General features: G+C 66.6%; 19 protein-coding genes and 1 riboswitch. Of the genes, 9 read left to right on the forward strand and 10 right to left on the reverse strand.

All coding sequences use genetic code 11. The features are described from left to right. Positions 1–40: 40 nt before the first annotated feature. The 3 genes from FO044_RS04300 to FO044_RS04305 all read right to left on the reverse strand — a co-directional run bounded on the left by FO044_RS04300 (position 41) and on the right by FO044_RS04305 (position 3476). Positions 41–1342, reverse strand: a complete 1302-nt coding sequence (locus FO044_RS04300; protein ID WP_132993949.1) for a bifunctional o-acetylhomoserine/o-acetylserine sulfhydrylase — start codon at positions 1340–1342, stop codon at positions 41–43. Between the two features lie 67 nt (positions 1343–1409). Then, a riboswitch (SAM riboswitch) is annotated at positions 1410–1527 on the reverse strand. Positions 1528–1632: 105 nt separating this feature from the next. Next, on the reverse strand, positions 1633–1764 hold the full coding sequence (locus FO044_RS15075; RefSeq protein ID WP_222103206.1) for a putative transporter small subunit: 132 nt from the start codon (positions 1762–1764) through the stop codon (positions 1633–1635). Continuing rightward, positions 1761–3476, reverse strand: a complete 1716-nt coding sequence (locus FO044_RS04305) for a sodium:solute symporter family protein (RefSeq protein ID WP_132994120.1) — start codon at positions 3474–3476, stop codon at positions 1761–1763. The genes FO044_RS15075 and FO044_RS04305 overlap by 4 nt, the downstream gene beginning before the upstream one ends. A gap of 392 nt (positions 3477–3868) precedes the next feature. On the opposite strand from FO044_RS04305, the gene FO044_RS04310 reads away from it, so the two are divergent. The 4 genes from FO044_RS04310 (at position 3869) to FO044_RS04325 (ending at position 8258) form a co-directional block, all read left to right on the forward strand. Beyond that, entirely contained in the window at positions 3869–5125 is a 1257-nt protein-coding gene (locus FO044_RS04310; RefSeq protein ID WP_132993948.1) for an MFS transporter, read from the forward strand. A 19-nt stretch (positions 5126–5144) separates the two neighbouring features. Next, entirely contained in the window at positions 5145–5993 is an 849-nt protein-coding gene (locus FO044_RS04315) for an exodeoxyribonuclease III (RefSeq protein WP_132993947.1), read from the forward strand. Between the two features lie 25 nt (positions 5994–6018). Further along, positions 6019–7038 (forward strand): tryptophan--tRNA ligase, encoded by a 1020-nt coding sequence (trpS, locus tag FO044_RS04320; protein WP_132993946.1) that lies wholly within the window; start codon positions 6019–6021, stop codon positions 7036–7038. 107 nt (positions 7039–7145) lie between these two features. After that, a complete protein-coding gene (locus FO044_RS04325; RefSeq protein ID WP_132993945.1) occupies positions 7146–8258 on the forward strand; it encodes a YhjD/YihY/BrkB family envelope integrity protein in 1113 nt (370 codons plus the stop codon). 48 nt (positions 8259–8306) lie between these two features. On the opposite strand, the gene FO044_RS04330 is transcribed toward FO044_RS04325, so the two are convergent. The 5 genes from FO044_RS04330 to sdhC form a co-directional block, all read right to left on the reverse strand. Then, positions 8307–9608, reverse strand: a complete 1302-nt coding sequence (locus FO044_RS04330) for a D-alanyl-D-alanine carboxypeptidase family protein (RefSeq protein WP_132993944.1) — start codon at positions 9606–9608, stop codon at positions 8307–8309. Positions 9609–9706: 98 nt separating this feature from the next. Continuing rightward, positions 9707–10489: a succinate dehydrogenase iron-sulfur subunit gene (locus tag FO044_RS04335; RefSeq protein WP_132993943.1), complete on the reverse strand. Its 783-nt coding sequence runs from the start codon at positions 10487–10489 to the stop codon at positions 9707–9709. Next, entirely contained in the window at positions 10489–12243 is a 1755-nt protein-coding gene (gene sdhA, locus FO044_RS04340; RefSeq protein ID WP_143965356.1) for a succinate dehydrogenase flavoprotein subunit, read from the reverse strand. Before sdhA ends, FO044_RS04335 begins: the two co-directional genes overlap by 1 nt. A 16-nt stretch (positions 12244–12259) precedes the next feature. Next, entirely contained in the window at positions 12260–12694 is a 435-nt protein-coding gene (locus tag FO044_RS04345; RefSeq protein ID WP_132993941.1) for a succinate dehydrogenase hydrophobic membrane anchor subunit, read from the reverse strand. A gap of 16 nt (positions 12695–12710) precedes the next feature. Beyond that, positions 12711–13118, reverse strand: a complete 408-nt coding sequence (gene sdhC / locus FO044_RS04350) for a succinate dehydrogenase, cytochrome b556 subunit (RefSeq protein WP_132993940.1) — start codon at positions 13116–13118, stop codon at positions 12711–12713. 198 nt (positions 13119–13316) lie between these two features. Here sdhC and FO044_RS04355 point away from each other — a divergent pair, with 198 nt between their 5' ends. Both FO044_RS04355 and FO044_RS04360 read left to right on the forward strand, forming a co-directional pair. Then, the gene (locus FO044_RS04355) at positions 13317–13754 is read left to right on the forward strand and encodes a cytidine deaminase (RefSeq protein WP_165943123.1); all 438 of its coding nucleotides are present in this window, start codon (positions 13317–13319) and stop codon (positions 13752–13754) included. Further along, a complete protein-coding gene (locus FO044_RS04360) occupies positions 13754–15055 on the forward strand; it encodes a thymidine phosphorylase (RefSeq protein WP_132993938.1) in 1302 nt (433 codons plus the stop codon). Before FO044_RS04355 ends, FO044_RS04360 begins: the two co-directional genes overlap by 1 nt. 18 nt (positions 15056–15073) lie before the next feature. On the opposite strand, the gene FO044_RS04365 is transcribed toward FO044_RS04360, so the two are convergent. After that, positions 15074–16120 (reverse strand): glycerophosphodiester phosphodiesterase family protein, encoded by a 1047-nt coding sequence (locus tag FO044_RS04365; protein WP_412917630.1) that lies wholly within the window; start codon positions 16118–16120, stop codon positions 15074–15076. 136 nt (positions 16121–16256) lie between these two features. On the opposite strand from FO044_RS04365, the gene FO044_RS04370 reads away from it, so the two are divergent. After that, positions 16257–17360 carry an adenosine deaminase gene (locus FO044_RS04370; protein ID WP_132993936.1) on the forward strand — a complete coding sequence of 368 codons (1104 nt, stop codon included), beginning with the start codon at positions 16257–16259 and terminating at the stop codon, positions 17358–17360. Between the two features lie 45 nt (positions 17361–17405). Here the strand turns inward: FO044_RS04370 and FO044_RS04375 are convergent, their stop codons facing one another. Beyond that, positions 17406–18686: a primosomal protein gene (locus FO044_RS04375; protein ID WP_132993935.1), complete on the reverse strand. Its 1281-nt coding sequence runs from the start codon at positions 18684–18686 to the stop codon at positions 17406–17408. A gap of 115 nt (positions 18687–18801) precedes the next feature. Here FO044_RS04375 and FO044_RS04380 point away from each other — a divergent pair, with 115 nt between their 5' ends. Together FO044_RS04380 and FO044_RS04385 are read left to right on the forward strand one after the other, a co-directional pair. After that, positions 18802–19092 (forward strand): type VII secretion target, encoded by a 291-nt coding sequence (locus FO044_RS04380; RefSeq protein WP_165943114.1) that lies wholly within the window; start codon positions 18802–18804, stop codon positions 19090–19092. After that, a complete protein-coding gene (locus FO044_RS04385) occupies positions 19089–20027 on the forward strand; it encodes a C40 family peptidase (protein ID WP_132993933.1) in 939 nt (312 codons plus the stop codon). Before FO044_RS04380 ends, FO044_RS04385 begins: the two co-directional genes overlap by 4 nt. Positions 20028–20062 lie beyond the last annotated feature (35 nt).

Raw genomic sequence — 20062 nt, forward strand, 5'->3', positions numbered from 1 at the left:
CCTCCCATCACTTCCTGCACCACCTAGTTGTCTAGTCGAATCACTTCGCCGCTGCGAAGCCTTCGGTCAGATCATCGAGGATGTCGTCGATGCCCTCGATGCCGACGGCCAGACGCACGAGTCCCGGGGTGACACCCGCGGCGAGCTGCTCGTCGGCCGAGAGCTGGCTGTGGGTGGTCGACGCCGGGTGGATGACGAGCGAGCGGACGTCACCGATGTTGGCGACGTGGCTGTGCAGGCTGAGTGCGTTGACGAACTTCTTGCCTGCCTCGACGCCGCCTTCGATCTCGAAGCTGACGATCGCGCCTGCACCCTTCGGCAGCAGCTTCTGGGCGCGCTCGTAGTACGGCGACGACTTGAGGCCCGCGTAGGAGACGGACGTGACCTGCTCCTGCGACTCGACGAACTCGGCGACCTTCTGCGCGTTCTCGACGTGCCGGCTCACACGCAGGCTCAGGGTCTCGATGCCCTGTGCGAGGAGGAAGGCGTTGAACGGCGAGATGGCTGCACCGGTGTCGCGCAGCAACTGGACGCGGGCCTTGAGCGCGTACGCCGGTGCGCCCAGATCGGCGTAGACGACGCCGTTGTAGCTGGGATCCGCCGTGGTGAAACCGGGGAACAGATCCTGGCCGTCACGCTGGACGCGCCAGTCGAAGTTGCCCGCATCGATGATGACGCCGCCGATGGCGGTGCCGTGTCCGCCGATGTACTTGGTGGCGGAGTGCACGACGATGTTGGCGCCGTACTCGATCGGGTTCAGCAGGTACGGCGTGGCGACGGTGTTGTCGACGATCAGCGGGAGGCTGTTCTCGTGGGCGACGCCTGCCACGCCTTCGATGTCGAGGATCTGGTTATGCGGGTTCGCGATGGTCTCGGCGAACACGGCGCGGGTGTTCGGCTTGACGGCCGCACGCCACGAGTCGAGGTCGTCGGGGTCCTCGACGAACGAGACCTCGATGCCCATCTTCGGCAGCGTGTAGTGGAAGAGGTTGAACGTACCGCCGTAGACGCGCGGGCTGGACACCACGTGGCCGCCCGTTTCGACGATGTTCAGGATCGAATAGGTCGTGGCGGCCATACCCGACGCGACGAGGAGCGAAGCCACGCCGCCGCCGAGAGCGGCGAGACGCTGCTCGACGGCATCCTCGGTCGGGTTCATGATGCGCGTGTAGATGTTGCCGGGCTCGGCCAGCGCGAAGAGGTTCGCAGCATGGTCGGTGTCGTCGAACACGAACGACGTGGTCTGGTAAATCGGCAGAGCACGTGCCTTGGTCGTCTCGTCGACCACCTGGCCTGCGTGAACCTGGGTGGTCTCGAAACTCCAATTTGCGGCGTCAGACATGGACGTCAATCTCTTTCTCTGGTCGGTGGGACGCGGTGCGCCCCCACTCATCAGGGTCCGACCTTCGGACCCGCGCTTGCTGTGACGGCGGATCCCGTCGCAGCCAGGTCATCACCCGGAGCACCCCACCGCGGTTGGAGGGTTGCCGGTCAGCAAGCCGGGGCTCTTCGCTGACGCTCATGACCTGTTCCAGAGGATATATCACCACCATCGGCGGTGTCGGAGTGACGGTACGTCGGAGTGAAACCCTTCCGGAGACGACACCGGCTGTGCTAACAGCACCGGGAACGTCAGATGATGCTGCGCCCCTCCTTGCGGGCAGTGCGCCACTCCTTGACGAAGGCGCTGACGATCAGAACGAGGGTCCCGAAGGTCATCACGGGCCAGACGAGCACGTACAGGGTGAGCCAAAATCCGCTCATTTGTCTTCCTCTCCGGAAACGGTGGCCGTGGCGGTCCCGTCCCGATCGTTCTCGGTGAGCTCATCGACTTCGGCGTCGAGTCGTTCATCGGGCTCGGCCCGGTCGTCGAAGGTGCCGGTGCGCTGGGCGATGAGCGCGAAGTCGAAGTGCTTGTCGGTGTTCATCATGCTGACTGCGATGCAGACCATGGTGCTGACGGCGTAGGCGACGAGTGATGCGGACAGCACCGCGTGCTGATGCAGGAACCCGATCGAGAACGGCGCTGCCGCGACGATCGCGACGATCGCGATCGTCAGGGCCGGCTTCTTGCCGAAGAAGCCGAAGGCCATCAGACCGAGGACCACGCCGATGCCGATCGTCGACAGCACATCGAAGAAGATGCCCGTGGCGCCGTTCATGCTGAGCCACTCGAAGCGGACCGGCAGGAAGAAGGCGAGGCCGGCGAGCACGCCCGCGGTGAAAGCGGCATTGGTGACGCGGTCCCAGTAGAAGCTCGCGATCACCGGGAACACCAGTGCGCCCCAGATCGCGCCGACGAACACGAGCAGATCGAGGATGTTCAGGTTGGAACCGGCGAAGAACATCGCCGCCACCGTTGCGACCACCATCGTGATGCGTCCGATGAGCACCATCTTCGCCGGATTGGCCTTGGCCTTGCCTGCGACGTTCTGCCCGTACATGTCGGTCATCACGATGGAGGCGAGGGCGGTCATGTCGGCGTCCGCGGTGGACGACAGCGAGCCGATGATCATCACGAAGAACAGGCAGAGCAACGCAGGCGTGAGGTAGGTCGCGGCCATCTGCGGGATCAGGTTGTTGACCTCGCCGCCCATCGGCTCGATGCCTGCGTACAGCGCGATGACGCCCAGCATGCCGATACCGATGATCGCCGAGCCGTAACCGACGGTCGCGGTGACGAAGGTCTTCTTGATCAGATCCTCACGGACGGCGAACAGGCGCTGAGCGATCGTCTGATTGCCGATGGCGTAGGCGAGGACCGCTGCGATGTAGGGCGCGCCCTGGTTGTAGAAGGCATCCGAGGAGAAGAAGTTCCCCTGGGACGGAGTCAGGTTGATCGCACCCGAGGTGAACATGTCCGGACCGCCGGCCGCGAAGAAGACCACCGGAATGATGATGACGACGGCGCCGAGCATGAAGACGACCTGCACGAAGTCGGTGAGCACCGAAGCCCGGAAGCCCGACCACAGCGTGTACAGGAGCACACCGCCGCCGATGGCGACGATGCCCTGGGTGAACGAGTAGGGCGACAGCATGTCGACGAGCGCGCCGCCCGCGATCAGGTTCGACGTCAGACTGATCAGGCTGCCGAGCACGTTGGAACCGGCGAGCAGCAGCTGGCTGGAGCGGCCGTGGCGGGCGAACATGACCTCGGCGATCGTGTGCGCGTTCGGGGCGACCTTGCGGATCCGCCTGCCGAACGGGTAGATCAGCAGGATCATCAGGGCGCCCCACAACCCGTAGTGGATGGGGCCGGAGAGCCCGTACTGGAACCCCGACGTCGCCGAGGCGTACATCGACGACGCCCAGATCCAGGTCGCGGTCATGGAGGCGGCCGAGATGCCGAAGCCGATCTGTCCGCCACCGGTCATGTAGCCGTCGGCGTTCTCCTGCTTACGGCCGATGCGCAAGGCGATCCAGAGGCTGGTACCGAAGAACGCGAAGAACAGAATTAGAACGACAGGTCCGGACAACCCACTTATTTCGGGCACAGCGAGACTCTTTCAGATCTGGCGCCGGGGAGCGGCGCGGCGAGTGAGGGCAGGCGGGATCCCGTCAGTTGTCCGGGGGCTCCAGCTCGCCGAACTCGTCGGGATCGACAGGGGTGCCGTGGCGTGGACTCGCGGATTGATCCTGCGCATCGATGTCCCGGGCGCCTTGCACGTCGACCCTTTCTCCTCGGTGAACTCAGACCTGTGACTTGTACCCAAGCTGGGATCGATAAGCCAATTCACATGTGCCACTCAGGATTCGGATATCCCGTTGTATTGGCAGGTAGTGAGCGGTAATGGCGGCATCGGTCGCACGTGATGGAACTCACGGAGAAGTGCGGAATCCCGCACTCCGTCTTCGACGTTGACCTGCTGTGCGCGAATCGACTGTGAACACCGATGTCCGAGCCCGGCCCGCGGGCTCCGAGGGGTCTCCAGCTGCGAGGCCGCGGAACCTGACGTGGATCGTGCTCGCGCTGGCGCTCGGCGGCTTCGGGATCGGAACCACCGAATTCGTGGCGATGGGACTGCTGCCGAACATCGCGGGCGACATCGGCGTCGCCGAACCGACGGCGAGCCACATCATCTCGGCGTACGCGATGGGCGTGGTGGTCGGCGCCCCGGTGATCGCCGTACTGGCGGCCAGGGTCTCCCGCCGCACACTGCTGATCGGCCTCATGATCGCGTTCACCGTAGGTAACGCGCTGAGTCTGATCGCGCCGTCGTACGGCACGCTGATGGTCGCGCGCTTCGTCGCCGGCCTCCCGCACGGCGCGTACTTCGGGGTCGCAGCTCTGGTCGCCGCGCACCTGGCGGGTCCGGGGAAGCGGGCGCAGGCGGTGGGCCAGGTGATGCTCGGACTCTCCGTCGCCAACGTCGTCGGCGTGCCGGTCGCGACCTGGTTGGGCCAGTCGCTCGGCTGGCGGTCGGCATTGGGTCTCGTCGTCGCCATCGGGGCGGTGACCGTGCTCGCCCTGTGGCGCGTGATCCCGGGTCTCACCGGTATGACGACGTCGGACCCACGGACCGAGCTGCGCGGCCTGAAAAGCGGCCAGATCTGGCTCACCCTGTTCGTCGGCATGATCGGGTTCGGCGGCTTCTTCGCCTTCTACACGTATCTGAACACGGCCCTCACATCCCTGGGCGGCCTCTCCGAATCGGTGGTGCCGATCGCACTCATGATGTTCGGCGGCGGCATGGTGGTCGGCAACATCGTCGGCGGTCGGCTCGCCGACCGCTACGGGGATCGGGCCATCGCATTCGGGATGGCGGGCGCCGCGATCACCCTGATCCTGTTCGCGACTCTGGTCACCACGGGCTGGCCCGCCATCGTCATCGCGTTCCTCGTCGGCTCGACGGGGTCGGCCGCGATCCCGGGTCTGCAGACACGACTCATGGATGTCGCGCAGGACGCTCAGACGATGGCTGCGGCTCTCAACCACTCGGCGCTCAACGTGGCGAACGCACTGGGTGCGTGGCTGGGAGGTGTCGTGATCGCCGCAGGTTACAGCTATCGGGCACCCTCGATCGTGGGTGCGGCACTGGCCACCGGTGGCCTGCTCGTTCTCGTCGTCGCCGTGGTGACCCGCAAGCGCATCGCCGCGTCGCGCCCCGGCGCTCCGGTCGGCTGAGGGCTGGATAGGCTGGCTCATCGTGACCCCCTCGAGCTTCGCGATCACCACCGTCAACGTCAACGGCATCCGCGCCGCCGTCAAGCAGCGCAACGAGAACAACCACGGGATGATCCCGTGGTTGTCGTCCGAACTGCCCGATGTGCTGCTCATGCAGGAAGTCCGCGCAGACGAGGCGACCGCACGTAAAGCACTGGCATCGGCCTTGGACGCGGGGTGGCACCTGTCGATGGCCGAATCGGACGTCAAGGGACGTTCCGGGGTCGGAATCCTCTCGCGCACGGCGCCGACCGCAGTGCGCATCGGCTTCGGGAGCGACGAGTTCGACACCGCGGGCCGCTATCTCGAGGCCGACTTCGAACTCGGTGGCGAGACGGTCACCGCGGCGAGTCTGTACCTGCCGTCCGGTGCCGCCAGAACCGAGAACCCGAAGGACGTCGAGAAGTACGAGGAGAAGGTGCGCTTCCTCGATGAGTTCGGGCCGTACCTCGACCGGCTCCTGGCGAGTGGCCGACAGATCGTGATCGCCGGTGACTGGAACATCGCCCATGACGAGCGCGACATCAAGAACTGGAAGGGAAACCGGAAGAATTCGGGTTTCCTTCCGCACGAACGGGATTGGGTGTCGGCGCGGCTGGATTCCGGCTGGGTCGACGTCGCACGGGAGCACCACGGCGACGTGGACGGGCCCTACGCGTGGTGGTCGTGGCGCGGCAAGGCGTTCGACAACGACGCGGGATGGCGGATCGACTACCACCTGGTGAGCCCGGCGCTGGCCGGACGTGCGACGCGCACCCATGTCGGCCGCGCGCAGGCGTACGACCGCCGATGGTCCGACCATGCCCCGGTGACCGCCGTCTTCGGGTGAGTCGCCGTTTGAGATAATCGGGGCCATGACCTCATCCGCCCCGCGCCGCGTCCTGTCCGGAATCCAGCCGACGAGTGACTCGTTCCATCTCGGTAACTATCTGGGTGCGGTGAAGCAGTGGGTGGAGCTGCAGGACGAATACGACGAGACGTTCTACTTCATTCCGGACATGCACGCGCTCACCGTGCAGTTCGATCCGAAGGAACTGCGCGAGCGCACGCGCCGCAGCGTCGCCCAGCTTCTCGCAGTCGGCGTCGATCCGCAGCGGTCGGCCGTCTACGTGCAGTCGCACGTCCCGGAGATCGCGCAACTCACCTGGATCCTGAGCTGCCTCACCGGATTCGGTGAAGCCGGACGGATGACCCAGTTCAAGGACAAGTCGGCCAAATCCGGGCAGGACGCGGCGGGTGTGGGTCTGTTCACCTACCCGATCCTGATGGCCGCCGACATCCTCGCATTCCAGGTGGACGCGGTCCCGGTCGGCGAGGACCAGCGTCAGCACCTGGAACTGACCCGCGATCTCGCGCAGCGCTTCAACACCCGGTTCGGCAAGGCGCTCACGGTCCCGAAGCCGCACATCGTGCAGGAGTTCGCCAAGATCTACGACCTCCAGAACCCGACCGCCAAGATGAGCAAGTCGGCCGCAACCGACGCCGGACTGGTCAACCTGCTGGACGACCCGAAGCGGTCGGCGAAGAAGATCCGCTCCGCGGTCACCGACAACGACCGGATCATCGCCTTCGATCGCGAGGCGAAGCCCGGAGTCTCGAACCTGCTCACCATCGCCTCCGCTCTCACCGGGCGCGCGGTCGACGAGATCGTCGCCTCGTACGAGGGCAAGGGCTACGGCGACCTGAAAGTGGACACCGCGCAGATCCTCACCGACTTCGTCTCGCCGCTGCGCGGGAAGGTCGACGAGATCCTGGCCGACCCGACGTACATCGACTCGGTGCTGGCCGACGGTGCGGCCCGCGCGCGCGAGGTCGCGTCGGTCACGCTCGCCGACGTGTACGACAAGGTCGGCTTCGTGCTGCCGAAGGGCTGATCGGCCGAAGGTCCGATCGACGAGGACCGGCGCGTGTGACCATGTGAGAACCCCGAGATGTGACAGTCTCGACCCGAGATGTGACAACCCGACGACCAGAGGAACGCGTGGACCGCATCAAAGCCCTAATCGCCCGCCTGAAGGCATTCCTTGCGACAGTGATGAACTGGCCGCCGGTCGCCCGCCTGATGGCGATGCAGGAGCACTACAACCAGCGACGCGGTAACACGTACGCTGCCGCGATCAGCTTCATCGGGATCCTGTCGCTGGTGCCGATTCTGATGGTCGCGTTCGCGGCCACGGCGTTCGTTCTGGCCAGCCGGCCGGAGTTGATCCAGGACATCACCGACGCGGTGGTGGAGAACGTCCCCGGTGAACTGGGCACGCAGCTCAACGACATCATCAACTCGGCGATCGAGTCCCGTCGCGCCGTCGGTGTCATCGGTCTGGTGAGCGCCGCGGTCACCGGCCTCGGCTGGATGGCCCTGGTCCGTATGGGACTCAGTGAGATGTGGGGAGGCCGCAAGAAGCGCAGCGCGGTCATGGGCAAGGTCTACGACCTCGTCAACTTCGTTCTTCTCGGCGCCCTGTTCGTGGGCACGATCGCGATCACCGTGTTCGCGTCCGGTCCGGTCGGGAAGTGGGTCCTCGGACTGGTCGGGGTCGAGGACACGTGGTGGGGCAAGTGGATTCTGCGCATCGCGGCCATCATCATCTCGGTCGTCGCGACCTGGTTGCTGTTCAGCGTCGTGCTCTCCAAGCTGCCGTTGCAGCAACTGCCCATTCGCGTGGTGATGCCCGGCGCCCTCGTGACGGCGATCGTGTTCGAGATCTTGAAGTCGCTGGGGTCGGTGTACCTGCAGTCGGTGATGAGCAGTCCCGCCGGTGCGGCATTCGGTCCGATCATCGGTGTGATGGTGTTCGCATACCTGGCGTCGCGCATCGTGCTGTACGCGTCGGCCTGGAACGCCACGAACCCGGCCAACGAGAAGTACCTGACCGTAGACGAGGTCGAGAACGGCGACGACGACACGAAGGAACCGGTCTACCTGGCGCCCATCCAGAAGGTGTCGAACGGACCCAAGGCACGTGAGATCGTGACGGCGGCCGGCGTCGGTGCGGCTGTGGCGACCGTCGCCTCTGCGGTCACGAGCAAGACCGGGTCGAACAAGACTGGGTCGAACAAGACTGGGTCGAGCAAGAAGCGCGGCCGTAAGTAGCGCGCTGAGAGCTGTACTCTTCTCGTCCGAGATTCAGTCGCCTGAGACTCAGTCGTCCGAGGATCGGCGACGACCGAATCGGGTGGCGATCCACGCGGCGATGCCGACTATCGCAACCACCGCCGCGAGTCCGGCCAGCGACAGCAGCCCCCATCCCGAGGCTTCGTCGCTGCCCGTCGAACCCTCCGCTGCACCCGCCGCGTGCGGTGAGCCCGGCTGCGTCCCCGCCGATGCGAGTGATCCGATCGTGGTGCCGGGCGGGGCGGCGAACCCGTAGTCGATCATGCGAACGGCCTGGTCGTCGTACGAATCACCCGGCACGGTGAGCCCCGCCATCTGCACGATCAGGAGCCGTCGATCATCGCGCTGGACGGCGCCCACGAACGTCTTCAGCGCGTCGTCGGTGTAGCCGGTCTTCCCGCCGAGCACGCCGGGGTACCCGTCGCGCAGGAGCGTGTTGCTGGTGCCCATCGTGTAGCCGGGGTGGTCCTTGTCGCCCGGTACGTCCTTGAGCTTCGGGAAGCCGGGGAACGGGTAGGTCTTCAGCGAGACGATGTGCCGGAAATCCGGGTGCTGCATCGCTTCCCGGAACAGGAGTCCGAGGTCGTACGGCGACGTCGACATGCCCGCCGCGTCGAGGCCGGACGGGGTGGCCGCGCGTGTGTCCCGGGCGCCGAGTGCCGCGGCCTCGGCGTTCATCTTGACGAGAGCTTCGTCGTATCCGCCGAGTTCGCGTGCCAGGGCATTGGCGCAGTCGTTGCCCGACACCATGAGCAGACCGGTCAGCAGGTCCCCGGTGGTGTACGTGCCGTCCGGGCCCATGCCGCACGAATCACCCTCCATCGTGTAATCGGCGAGGGTCCCGGTGACCGGGGTGGTCAGGTCGAGTTCGTCGAGGACGGTGAGAGCGAGGAGGATCTTGATCGTCGATGCGGGCCGGTACCGGCCGTGCGGGTCCTTCGCCGCGATGATCTCGCCGCTGTCGAGGTCGGCGATGAGCCAGCCCGCGCTCGTGAGGTTCGCCGGCACCGGGCCCGCCGCCGGATCGGCGACCACACCGCAGCCGCTCAGCTCCTCGCCGCCCACGGCGGGAGTCGGGACGGGCAGGGGAGCGGGCGTCGTCTCGCCCGGTGCGACGACCTCTGAGGTATCCACCGCGGGCGGCGTGTTCACCCGGTTGGGGCAGTGATCGGTGACCGGTGTCGGTGCGGGAGCAGGCGGTGCCGGAGGCGGCGGAACCGCAGCCGCGGATCCCGGGAGGAGCATGGACGCGACGATCGCGATCGCTGCGAACACTGCAGTCGGCGGCCGAGGTCGGCCCGACGACCGATGCAGAGGAGAAATGCGCATAACGGGTGTCAGGATACCGAGTGCGCTGCGCACGGTGGCAACGAGTGGAGCCCCGACCGTTTCCGGCCGGGGCTCCAATCGGGGCTGCAGAGTGGTTTCTAGCGCGAGAACATAAGTGCGCGCTTGACTTCCTGAATCGCCTGCGTCACCTGAATGCCGCGCGGGCATGCGTCGGTGCAGTTGAAGGTGGTGCGGCAGCGCCACACACCGTCGACGTCGTTCAGGATGTCGAGGCGTTCTGCGGCCGCCTCGTCACGGCTGTCGAAGATGAACCGGTGCGCGTTGACGATCGCGGCCGGACCGAAGTACGAGCCCTCGTTCCAGAACACCGGGCAGCTCGTGGTGCAGCACGCACACAGGATGCACTTGGTGGTGTCGTCGAAGCGGGCCCGATCGTGCTGGCTCTGCAGACGCTCGGCGGTCGGCTCGTTGCCGCTGGTGACGAGGAACGGCTTGATCGCGCGGTACGCGTCGAAGAACGGCTCCATGTCGACCACGAGGTCCTTCTCGACCGGGAGGCCCTTGATGGGCTCGACCGAGATGGTGATCTCCTTGGACGAGTCCTTCGGAAGGAAGTCCTTCATCAGGAGCTTGCACGCAAGGCGGTTGACGCCGTTGACGCGCATCGCGTCACTGCCGCACACGCCGTGGGCGCAGCTGCGGCGGAAGGTCAGCGAGCCGTCGAGGTAGCCCTTCACGTAGAGGAGCAGGTTGAGCAGACGGTCGGTCGGCAGCGCGGGGACGCGGAAGCTCTCGAAGCCCTGCGCATCCGGATCCTCCGGGTTGAACCGGTAGATCTTCAGCGTGACCATCGTCGCCTCGTCCGGAACGGCCGGCAGTGCGGGTTCGCTCGTCGCTGGATTCTCCATAGTGGCAGTCATCAGTACTTACGCTCCATCGGCTCGTAGCGGGTCTGTACGACGGGCTTGTAGTCGAGCTCGATGTCGGTGAGCAGACCCTTGCCCTTCTTGTACGCCATGGTGTGCACCATGAAGTTCTCGTCGTCGCGCTTCGGGTAGTCCTCTCGGGCGTGCCCGCCGCGCGTCTCCTTGCGGTTGATCGCGCCGGCCACGGTCACCTCTGCCATCTCGAGGAGGAATCCGAGTTCCACGGCCTCGAGAAGGTCGGTGTTGAAGCGGACGCCCTTGTCGTGGACGCGGATGTGGTTGTACCGCTCCTTGAGGGCACGCACGTCGTTCAGCGCCTGGGTCAGCGTGTCGTCGGTGCGGAACACCGATGCGTTGTTGTCCATGGTCTGCTGAAGTTCGAAGCGGATGTCGGCGACTCGCTCGTTGCCGTGCTCGGAGAGCAGGCCTTCGAGCCATTCGTCGACCATCGCGGTCGGGGTCTCCTCCAACTCGGCGAACGACGCGGTGGAGGCGTACTCGGCGGCAGCGGTGCCCGCCCGGCGACCGAACACGTTGATGTCGAGCAGCGAGTTGGTGCCGAGACGGTTGGCGCCGTGGACCGACACGCAGGCGCACTCGCCTGCGGCGAACAGTCCGTGGACCACCTGATCGTTGTTCGAGAGCACCTGGCCCTGGATGTTGGTGGGGATGCCGCCCATCACGTAGTGGCAGGTCGGGTACACCGGAACGAGCTCGGTGACCGGGTCGACGCCCAGGTAGGTACGGGCGAACTCGGTGATGTCCGGCAGCTTCTCGTTGAGCACGTCCTCGCCGAGGTGCCGCACGTCGATGTAGACGTAATCCTTGTTCGGCCCTGCCCCGCGACCCTCGAGAACCTCGAGAACCATGGAACGGGCGACGATGTCGCGTGGGGCGAGGTCCTTGATGGTGGGGGCGTACCGCTCCATGAAGCGCTCACCGTCCACGTTGCGGAGGATGCCGCCCTCACCGCGGACCGCTTCGGAGATCAGAATGCCCAGGCCGGCCAGGCCGGTCGGGTGGAACTGGTGGAACTCCATGTCCTCGAGGGGCAGGCCCTTGCGGAAGATGATGCCCATGCCGTCTCCGGTGAGGGTGTGCGCATTGGACGTGGTCTTGTACATACGGCCGCTGCCGCCGGTCGCGAACACGATCGACTTGGCGTGGAAGACGTGGATCTCACCGGTCGCCAGCTCGTAGGCCACGACGCCGTTGGCGACGGGCTCGCCGTTCTCGTCCGTCGTCATGTTGACGTCGAGAGCGTAGAACTCGTTGTAGAACTCGACGTCGTGCTTGACGCAGTTCTGGTAGAGCGTCTGCAGGATCATGTGGCCGGTGCGGTCCGCGGCGTAGCAGGCACGGCGGACGGGCGCCTTGCCGTGGTCGCGGGTGTGACCGCCGAAACGGCGCTGATCGATGCGGCCTTCGGGCGTGCGGTTGAACGGCAGGCCCATCTTCTCCAGATCGAGGACGGCGTCGATGGCCTCCTTGGCCATGACCTCCGCGGCGTCCTGGTCGACGAGGTAGTCGCCGCCCTTGACGGTGTCGAAGGTGTGCCATTCCCAGTTGTCTTCTTCGACGTTGGCCAGCGCGGCGCACATGCCACCCTGAGCTGCGCCGGTGTGGCTGCGCGTGGGGTAGAGCTTCGTCAGTACCGCGGTGCGGGCACGGGGAGCGGCTTCGATGGCTGCACGCATCCCGGCGCCGCCGGCGCCCACGATGACGACGTCATAGCGATGTTCCTGCATGTGTAGTCAGATCTCCTTAGCCGGCACTGCCGAAGGTGAGGATTGCGTACGTGCCCAGTACCAGGACCAGGAGCACGGAGAGGATGAGCAGCGCGTTCAGCCAGAAGCGCGTGCTGTCCTTGCGTGAGTAATCGCCGATGACGGTGCGCACACCATTGGCACCGTGCAGCTGGGCGAGCCACAGCATGGACAGGTCCCAGATCTGCCAGAAGGGCTCCTTCCAGCGGTCGGCGACGAAGCTGGCGTCGATTCGGTGCACGCCGCTGTCCCACATCAGCATGATGAACATGTGACCGAAGGTCAGCACGATCAGGGCGAGGCCCGAGAAGCGCATGAACATCCACGCGTACTTCTCGAAGTTGCCGCCCTTGCGGGGACGCGGGCTGCGGGGGTTGTCGAGACTCGCCGGGCGGTCGTAGTCGGTGCCGAGAGTCTTGGCTTCGATGGTCATTGAGATTCTCCCGGTCCTAGAACGCGTGGGTGATCAGGAGCTGCAGCAGACGAACCGCGGCAGCGATGAACACGACGGCGACGACGCTGAGGATGACCCACAGCATCTGGCGCTGGTACTTGGCGCCCTTCGACCAGAAGTCCACCAGGATGAGGCGGAGGCCGTTCAGGGCGTGGTACAGCACACAGAAGACGAGCCCGATCTCCATGAGACCGATGATCGGCGTCTTGTAGGTGTTGATGACCTCGGTGTACATGTTCGGGTCAACGCGGATGACCGCGGTGTCGAGCACGTGAACGAAGAGGAAGAAGAAGATGGAGACGCCGGTGATGCGATGCAACACCCACGACCACATTCCTGGGTCACCTCGATAGAGGGATCTTTTGCGCACCGGTGCTGGTGCAACCTCGGTGGGGGTGCTCATCGCGAAAACTACGCCTCCAAAGTCGTCGTCAGTAACCTGGTGTCTCGGGGCGCAGCAGGGCGACGCGGCGGGACCCATCGACCCTGACTTTAAACCCAACCTGAGTCCTAGAGTGAATCGACTAAACAATGTGATCAGAGTCCCGAATTTTAATTAGGTGTGCCTTACCTGTTGATTCGGTGGAATCGGGGAGAGAAAATTGTGACGCAGAACAACTTCGAGGTGCTTCGAGATGCTGCTGAACAGGCGATGACCAGGGCGTACGCCCCGTACTCGGGGTTTTCTGTCGGTGCAGCCGCTATCACTCGCGACGGCGAATTGATAACAGGCGCGAATGTGGAGAACGTCTCATATGGTTTGGGTCTCTGCGCGGAGGTGGGAATGGTCGCAGTGGGCGTCTCGACCGGAGTTCTGGGCGATTCCGGATCCGCTCTCGCCGCGGTATCGGTGGTGGACTCGACCGGCCGCGTACTCGCCCCGTGCGGACGGTGCCGTCAGGTGCTCTACGAGTTCGGGTCGGACGCCGTGCTGATCGATGGGGCCGACGGACCTCGACCGCTCGGTGAACTGCTGCCCGGCGCATTCGGCCCAGCTGACCTCGATCGCGTTCGGGTCGAGCGCGGAGGCCGTCCCTGATGGCCGCGGGAGCGCCCGACATGGTCGGCGTCATCGGTGCGAAGCGGGACGGCCGCGAACTCAGCGGCGAGCAGATCCGCGCGGTCATCGACGGCTTCACCGCGGGAAGCGTTCCGCCGGAGCAGATGTCGGCCCTGGCCATGGCGATCGTGTTCCAGGGGATGAGCCGACACGAGATCGCGGACTGGACGTCGGCCATGCTGGCCTCCGGCGTCCGCCTGGATCTGCGGGGACTTCAACGTGACGGGCGTGGCCTGACCACCGTCGACAAGCACTCGACAGGTGGAGTCGGGGACAAGATCACGCTGCCGCTGACGCCGCTGGTCGCCTCGTACGGGCTCGCCGTCCCGCAACTGTCCGGGCGGGGGCTGGGCCACACCGGCGGAACGCTGGACAAGCTGGAGTCGATCCGTGGGTGGCGCGCCGATCTGACCGCAGACGAGATGTCCGCGCAGTTGGCCGACGTGGGTGCCGTCGTGTGCGCGGCCACCGCCGACCTGGCGCCCGCCGACCGCAAGCTGTACGCACTGCGCGACGTCACCGGGACCGTTGCCTCGATCCCGCTGATCGCCAGCAGCATCATGAGCAAGAAGATCGCGGAGGGGACCGGAGCCCTGGTCCTGGACGTCAAGGCCGGAAGCGGAGCCTTCATGACGTCGTACGAGGACGCTGAGCGTCTCGCCGCGACGATGGTCGAGCTGGGGACCGATGCCGGGGTCGCCACGCGGGCGCTGATCACCGACATGTCGACGCCCCTCGGCCGGAGCGCGGGCAACGCCGTCGAAGTCGCCGAGTCGGTGGAGGTGCTGGCAGGCGGCGGTCCGGACGACGTCGTCGAACTGACCCTCGCGCTCGCCCGGGAGATGCTCGCGGCCGGTGGAGTCACCGGCGTGGATCCGGCCGAGAACCTGACGAACGGTCGTGCGATGGACACCTGGCGGGCGATGATCGCCGCGCAGTCCGGCGACCCGGATGCACCGCTGCCCACGCCACGCCATCTGCACGAGGTGGTCGCACCGGCGGACGGAGTGCTCAGCGCGCTGGACGCGCTGGCGGTCGGCGAGGCCGCGTGGCTGCTCGGCGCCGGACGGTCGCGCCCGGGCGAAGCGGTCTCGGCTGCGGCCGGGGTGACCTGGCATATCGGCGTCGGCGATCGGGTGCGTCGCGGAGATCGGCTGTTCACGCTGCACACCGACGACGAGCAGCGATTGCAGCGAGCCGTCGACCGTCTCGAGCGAGCCGCAGTGATCGCCGCCGACGGTGAGTCCCCTGGCTCTCGGGTGCTCGGCCGGGTGGGGTGAGGCGCTCGTCGCTGTCGGCTAGCGGCGGCGGTGGGCGTTCGGCAGCGGTACGCCCTCCTGGGCGAAGACCCTCCGCAGCCGGGTCGGGTAGTCGGTGATGATCCCGTCCACGCCGAGGTCGAGCTGGCGGCGCATGTCGGCCGCCTCGTTGACCGTCCACGGCACGACCTCGAGGCCGGCGCCCCGAGCGCGGTCGACCAGGTCACGGTCGACGAGTTCGTAGGCGGGCGAGAGGGCGTCGAACCCGGCGCCCTTCGCGGCGGAGACCACGTCGCCGTCTGAGCCCGCGTAGCTCGCGGGGCCGAGCCACGCGGATCCGGGCTTCCACGTCGTGTCGTCGTAGAGCGCGACCAGCGGAACGTTCGGCGCCTTCGCCCGTACCAGCGGCAGGCTCCGCCAATCGAAACTCTGGATCTGCACTCGATCGAGCAGGTGCGCCTTGCGGACCTCGCGCAGGATGACCGATACGAACTGCGCGGGCTTCGCGCTGCGGGCGCGCTCCTCGGCTTCGATCTTGGTCTCGATGTTGAAGTGCACCTTCTTGTTCCGGTGCGGCGCGGCGTTGTTCCGGTTCGGCGAGGCGGAACTGCTCCGGTACTGCGCGGCGAGGCCGAACACCTGCGGCAGGGTCGCGATCCGATTGCCGATGACGCGGCGCGCCTGCGGGAAATCGGCGAGCTTCTTGTCGCAGACCAGGGTCTGGATCTGACGGTAGGTCAGATCGTGCACGTCCTTCCCGACGTACGGGAACTGCTTGTCGCCGATGCTCGCGGGCAGCGTGTCCCGGCACTTCTCCGCCTCGATCTTCGGGTCGTGCCACACCACCGGGACCGAATCCCTCGTCAGTACGACGTCGAGTTCGAGCGTCGAGACGCCGAGTTCGAGGGACTTGGCGAAACCGTACAACGACTCCTCGGTGTGCTCACCGCGCCCACCCCGATGCGATTGAAGGTCAACGGCTTTCGCCGGCTCGGGCGCCGCGTGCACCGGACCGGTGACGATGCTGCCCAGGGCGATGGCGAGGGTGGATGCGGCGACGGCGAGGCGCCTGCGACGAGTCTTCACATCCGGAGACGCTAACGGCGCCGGATTGACGCGTGATGACGCCGAGTTTGCGGGCAGGGGTACGGCGCAGGTCGTCGTCCGGAGGCGTGCGCGTCGTTGACGAGCGGACTGCTCATCTCCCGGATACGGTCGAATCATGATGTCCGTTGAGCAGTGCCGACTCGCACCGAAGGTTCTCCTGCACGACCATCTCGACGGCGGACTGCGGCCTGCCACAGTGCTGGAGCTGGCCAGGGAGACCGGTTACGACGCACTGCCCGCGGACGATGCGGACGCACTGGCCGAATGGTTCGCGACCGCCGCGAACAGCGGCTCCCTGGAGACGTACCTGGAGACGTTCGCGCACACGGTCGGTGTCATGCAGACCGCGCCCGCGCTGCGCCGGGTAGCTGCCGAGTGCGTTGCGGACCTCGCCGCCGACGGGGTGGTGTACGCCGAGGTGCGGTTCGCACCCGAACAGCACCTGGAAGGCGGTCTGTCACTGCACGAGGTGGTGCAGGCGGTGCTCGACGGCTTCGAGCAGGGGTGTGCCGAGGCAGCGGACGACGATCTGCACATCCGGGTCGGCTGCCTGGTGACGGCGATGCGTCACGCCGCACGTTCCCGCGAGATCGCCGAACTCGCCATCGACTTCCGTGATCGTGGAGTGGTGGGCTTCGACATCGCCGGTGCCGAGGCAGGGAACCCGCCGAGCAGGCATCTCGACGCATTCGAGTACCTGCGCGCCGAATGCTCGCACTTCACGATTCACGCGGGGGAGGCGTTCGGACTGCCGTCGATCCACGAGGCGATCGCGTTCTGCGGAGCAGACAGGCTCGGACACGGGGTCCGCGTGATGGACGACGTCGACCTCCCCGGTGGAGACGTGGTCCCGGGCCGGTCGGTCGAGGGTGCGACGCTGGGCCGTGTCGCCGACTACGTCCGCGACAAGCGAATCCCGCTCGAATTGTGCCCGAGCAGCAACGTCCAGACCGGTGCAGTCGCCTCGCTCGCCGATCACCCGTTCGACGTGCTGGCGCGCCTGCGGTTCCGCGTCACCGTCAACACCGACAACCGGCTGATGAGCGATACCACGATGAGTCGCGAGTTCATGCTCCTGCACGAGCAGTTCGGTTACGGGTGGGCCGACTTCCAGCGCTTCACGGTCAACGCGATGAAGTCGGCGTTCCTGCCGTTCGACGAGCGGCTCGCGCTCATCGACGACGTCATCAAACCGGGATTCGCCGTACTGATGGCATGACCCGACCGTGACGCCCGGGGATGGACGTCACAGCCGGTCGAGGTGTCAGCCGCGCCGAACGAGCCGATCCTCGAAGTCGTGGATCAGCGCGCGCCACTCCTCGGCTTCGTTGTCGAACGGACCGGACGGCGACAGCCGCTTCGGGTCGGGGTTGATCGTGTAGTCGACGAACCAGCCGAGCGGAGTGGTCGATGCGAGCGTCTCGTTCACCGCGTCGATTCCCGCGTAGTCGGCCGCATCGGTGAGCAGCTCGACGGCCAGGTCGAGCTGGCGGCCGTCCACCCGACGCGGACCGTCGAGAATGTCCTCGTCGATGCCCTGCAGTGCGTACACGTTCTCCGGCAGCACCTGGTACTCGATCTCGGCGGTCTCGGCGGCGTCGCGGACCTCCCCGAACGTCACGAGCTCAGCGAGATCGTGATCGTCGTTATCGGCCAGGAACCGGGTCAGGGCGCGCTCGGATCCGAAACCGTAGATCGCGCCCTTCGAGCCGAGGAAGCGGGGATCGTCACCGAGGTAGCAGCGGAGCGACAGGAACTCGCCCGCGTCGGTGTAGATGCGGATCGGGTCGATGCCGACCGACGCCCAGAAGTCGTCCTCATCGACGTCGTCGTCATCGTCCTGGTCGTCCTCATCGTCGGAGTCGTCGTCATCCGAGTCGTCGGTGCCGTCCGCGTACAGCGGATCGATCGAGTCCTCGTCCGGCTCGTCCTCGTCCTCGGCGGACGCGGCGGCGGCCAGCTCCTCCTGGGCCTCCTGCACGGCGGCGGACTCCACGCCGGGATTCTTGACGACGTCGTCGAGCTCGTCGATCACGTCATCCCAGTGCTTGGCGATGATCCGGCCGATGCGGACCCAGAGATCGACGCCTTCGCGGCCGGCGAAGTTGTTGGTGCCCACGGCGACCGCGCCCAGGATCGGGTTGCCGGTGAAGAACTTGGTGGTCGTCTCCAAGTCGCAGACCTCGCCGAGGATGCGCACGATCTCGAGGGCGTCCTCGAGTTCGGCGACCACGTCCGGCTTGGGATCCTCTGCCGCCAGCTCCGGAACACCGATCAGGTCGTACGAACGGCGCTCGTCGGGCACCAGCTCATCTGCCTGCAGTTTCTTGATGGTCTCCCACGCGGGATGGTCATCGAGGTCGTTGTCGGCATCGCTGCGAACGAACGCAGCGAGCTCGGCGACGCTGTTCAGTGCGTACAGATCGTCCTCGAGCCCCAGGAAGGCCTCCCACTCGTCGTCGCCCTCGCGCCAGCGCGGGGCCCACAACGTGAAGAGGTTGCCTTCCGTGAGTCCGAGTTCGATGGGGACAATGTCTCCGGCCATGATCACAGAGCGTAGTCATGTTCCCCCGATCGTGCTGCACGCCCCCGGCCAACAGGCGTTCCGGCACGTGCCGGAACCCTGATCGGGCGCGGTGCGTCCAACGAGTATGAAAGCAGTGACGGTAGAACCAGCAGGAGTCGCCGCGGCGGCGGCCGCCCAGGGCAGCGCGGCTGCCCTGGCCGCGGAGCAAGCGGTAGCCGAACGGCTCGACATCGGTGCGCTCGGGCCGACGTTCGGGATCATCGGAGCCCAGTTCCTCGCGGCGCTCGCCGCAGCCGGATCGCGCCGCGCGCGTGCCCTGGATGCGCTCGCCGCTGCGCACGGCGACACGAGCGCCGCGGCGACCACCGCGTGTACGTCGTACACCTGCTGCGACGAGGCGGGCGCCGCCGCGGTGTCGGTATGAGCGCAACCGTTCTCATCGCGCCGCTGAAGATGCTGATCGCGACGCTTGGCACGGGAACCCTGCCGCCCGGCGCGATGAGCGGCCTTCGGCAGGCGCCGTCGACACTCGGCGCCGCGGCGGACCGGTCGGCCACGACGATCCGGATCGCGGCAGACGGTTGGCGTGGTGACGGTGGTGATGCCGCCGCGACGAAGGCACGTCGCCTGACAGAGGCGGATTCCGCGGTCGGGGCCGGCGGGGCAGATGTGGCGCGGGTCGTCGAGACGGCGGCCGAGCACGTCCGGACCGCGCACGTGGCGCTCAACGGACTCGTCGACTCATTCGTCGCCGCCGCGGCCACCGTCCCGGCGGTGACCACGCCCGCAGGTCTCGCGGCGCTCGTTCCGGTGGCACTCGACCACATCGCTCGGGGCGTGCAAGTCGTGCAGCGAGCGCAGGGCGAGCTCGCCCGTGACACGACTGCGCTGGAAAGCCGGCAGACAGCCTCCGACGTGCCGTCGGAGGCATCTGCAACGGCGGCTCCGGTGGGGTTCGGCGGCGCCGGGACCCGCGTCGTCCTGCCCGACGGCACCGTGGTGCAGGCTCCGAACGAGCGGGCCGCCAGAGCGGTGCGCGCCGCGCTTAGCGTGCAGGGCACCCCGTACGTGTGGGGCGGCACGACGACCGACGGATTCGACTGCAGCGGGTTCACCCAATGGGCCTACCGGCAGGCCGGGGTCGAGCTGCCGAGGTTGGCGCAGGACCAGGACCTGGCGAGCGTTCCCGTCTCCCAGTCGGATCTGCAGCCGGGCGATCTGGCCGTCTGGTCCGGCCATGTCGCGATGTACGTCGGAAACGACCAGTTCGTGGAAACCGGCGGCGACCCGGTCGGCGTGACGCCGCTGCGGACGACCAACGCGGGTCAGAGTTTTGAGGGCTTCTATCGGCCTCGCTGACCCGGTGGTGCGGGTGCCGACGGCGGGCGCCGGGG

Origin of the sequence: Gordonia zhaorongruii (genome assembly GCF_007559005.1) — a bacterium.
GTDB lineage: Bacteria > Actinomycetota > Actinomycetes > Mycobacteriales > Mycobacteriaceae > Gordonia > Gordonia zhaorongruii.

Excerpts from the sequence above, each read along its gene's own strand:
- FO044_RS04370 (WP_132993936.1), top strand. The coding sequence starts at position 16,257 with ATGATGTCCGTTGAGCAGTGCCGACTCGCACCGAAGGTTCTCCTGCAC.
- FO044_RS15075 (WP_222103206.1), bottom strand. The coding sequence starts at position 1,764 with ATGAGCGGATTTTGGCTCACCCTGTACGTGCTCGTCTGGCCCGTGATG.
- FO044_RS04360 (WP_132993938.1), top strand. The coding sequence starts at position 13,754 with ATGGCCGCGGGAGCGCCCGACATGGTCGGCGTCATCGGTGCGAAGCGG.
- sdhA (WP_143965356.1), bottom strand. The coding sequence starts at position 12,243 with ATGCAGGAACATCGCTATGACGTCGTCATCGTGGGCGCCGGCGGCGCC.
- FO044_RS04335 (WP_132993943.1), bottom strand. The coding sequence starts at position 10,489 with ATGACTGCCACTATGGAGAATCCAGCGACGAGCGAACCCGCACTGCCG.
- FO044_RS04300 (WP_132993949.1), bottom strand. The coding sequence starts at position 1,342 with ATGTCTGACGCCGCAAATTGGAGTTTCGAGACCACCCAGGTTCACGCA.
- FO044_RS04345 (WP_132993941.1), bottom strand. The coding sequence starts at position 12,694 with ATGACCATCGAAGCCAAGACTCTCGGCACCGACTACGACCGCCCGGCG.
- FO044_RS04385 (WP_132993933.1), top strand. The coding sequence starts at position 19,089 with ATGAGCGCAACCGTTCTCATCGCGCCGCTGAAGATGCTGATCGCGACG.
- sdhC (WP_132993940.1), bottom strand. The coding sequence starts at position 13,118 with ATGAGCACCCCCACCGAGGTTGCACCAGCACCGGTGCGCAAAAGATCC.
- trpS (WP_132993946.1), top strand. The coding sequence starts at position 6,019 with ATGACCTCATCCGCCCCGCGCCGCGTCCTGTCCGGAATCCAGCCGACG.
- FO044_RS04330 (WP_132993944.1), bottom strand. The coding sequence starts at position 9,608 with ATGCGCATTTCTCCTCTGCATCGGTCGTCGGGCCGACCTCGGCCGCCG.
- FO044_RS04375 (WP_132993935.1), bottom strand. The coding sequence starts at position 18,686 with ATGGCCGGAGACATTGTCCCCATCGAACTCGGACTCACGGAAGGCAAC.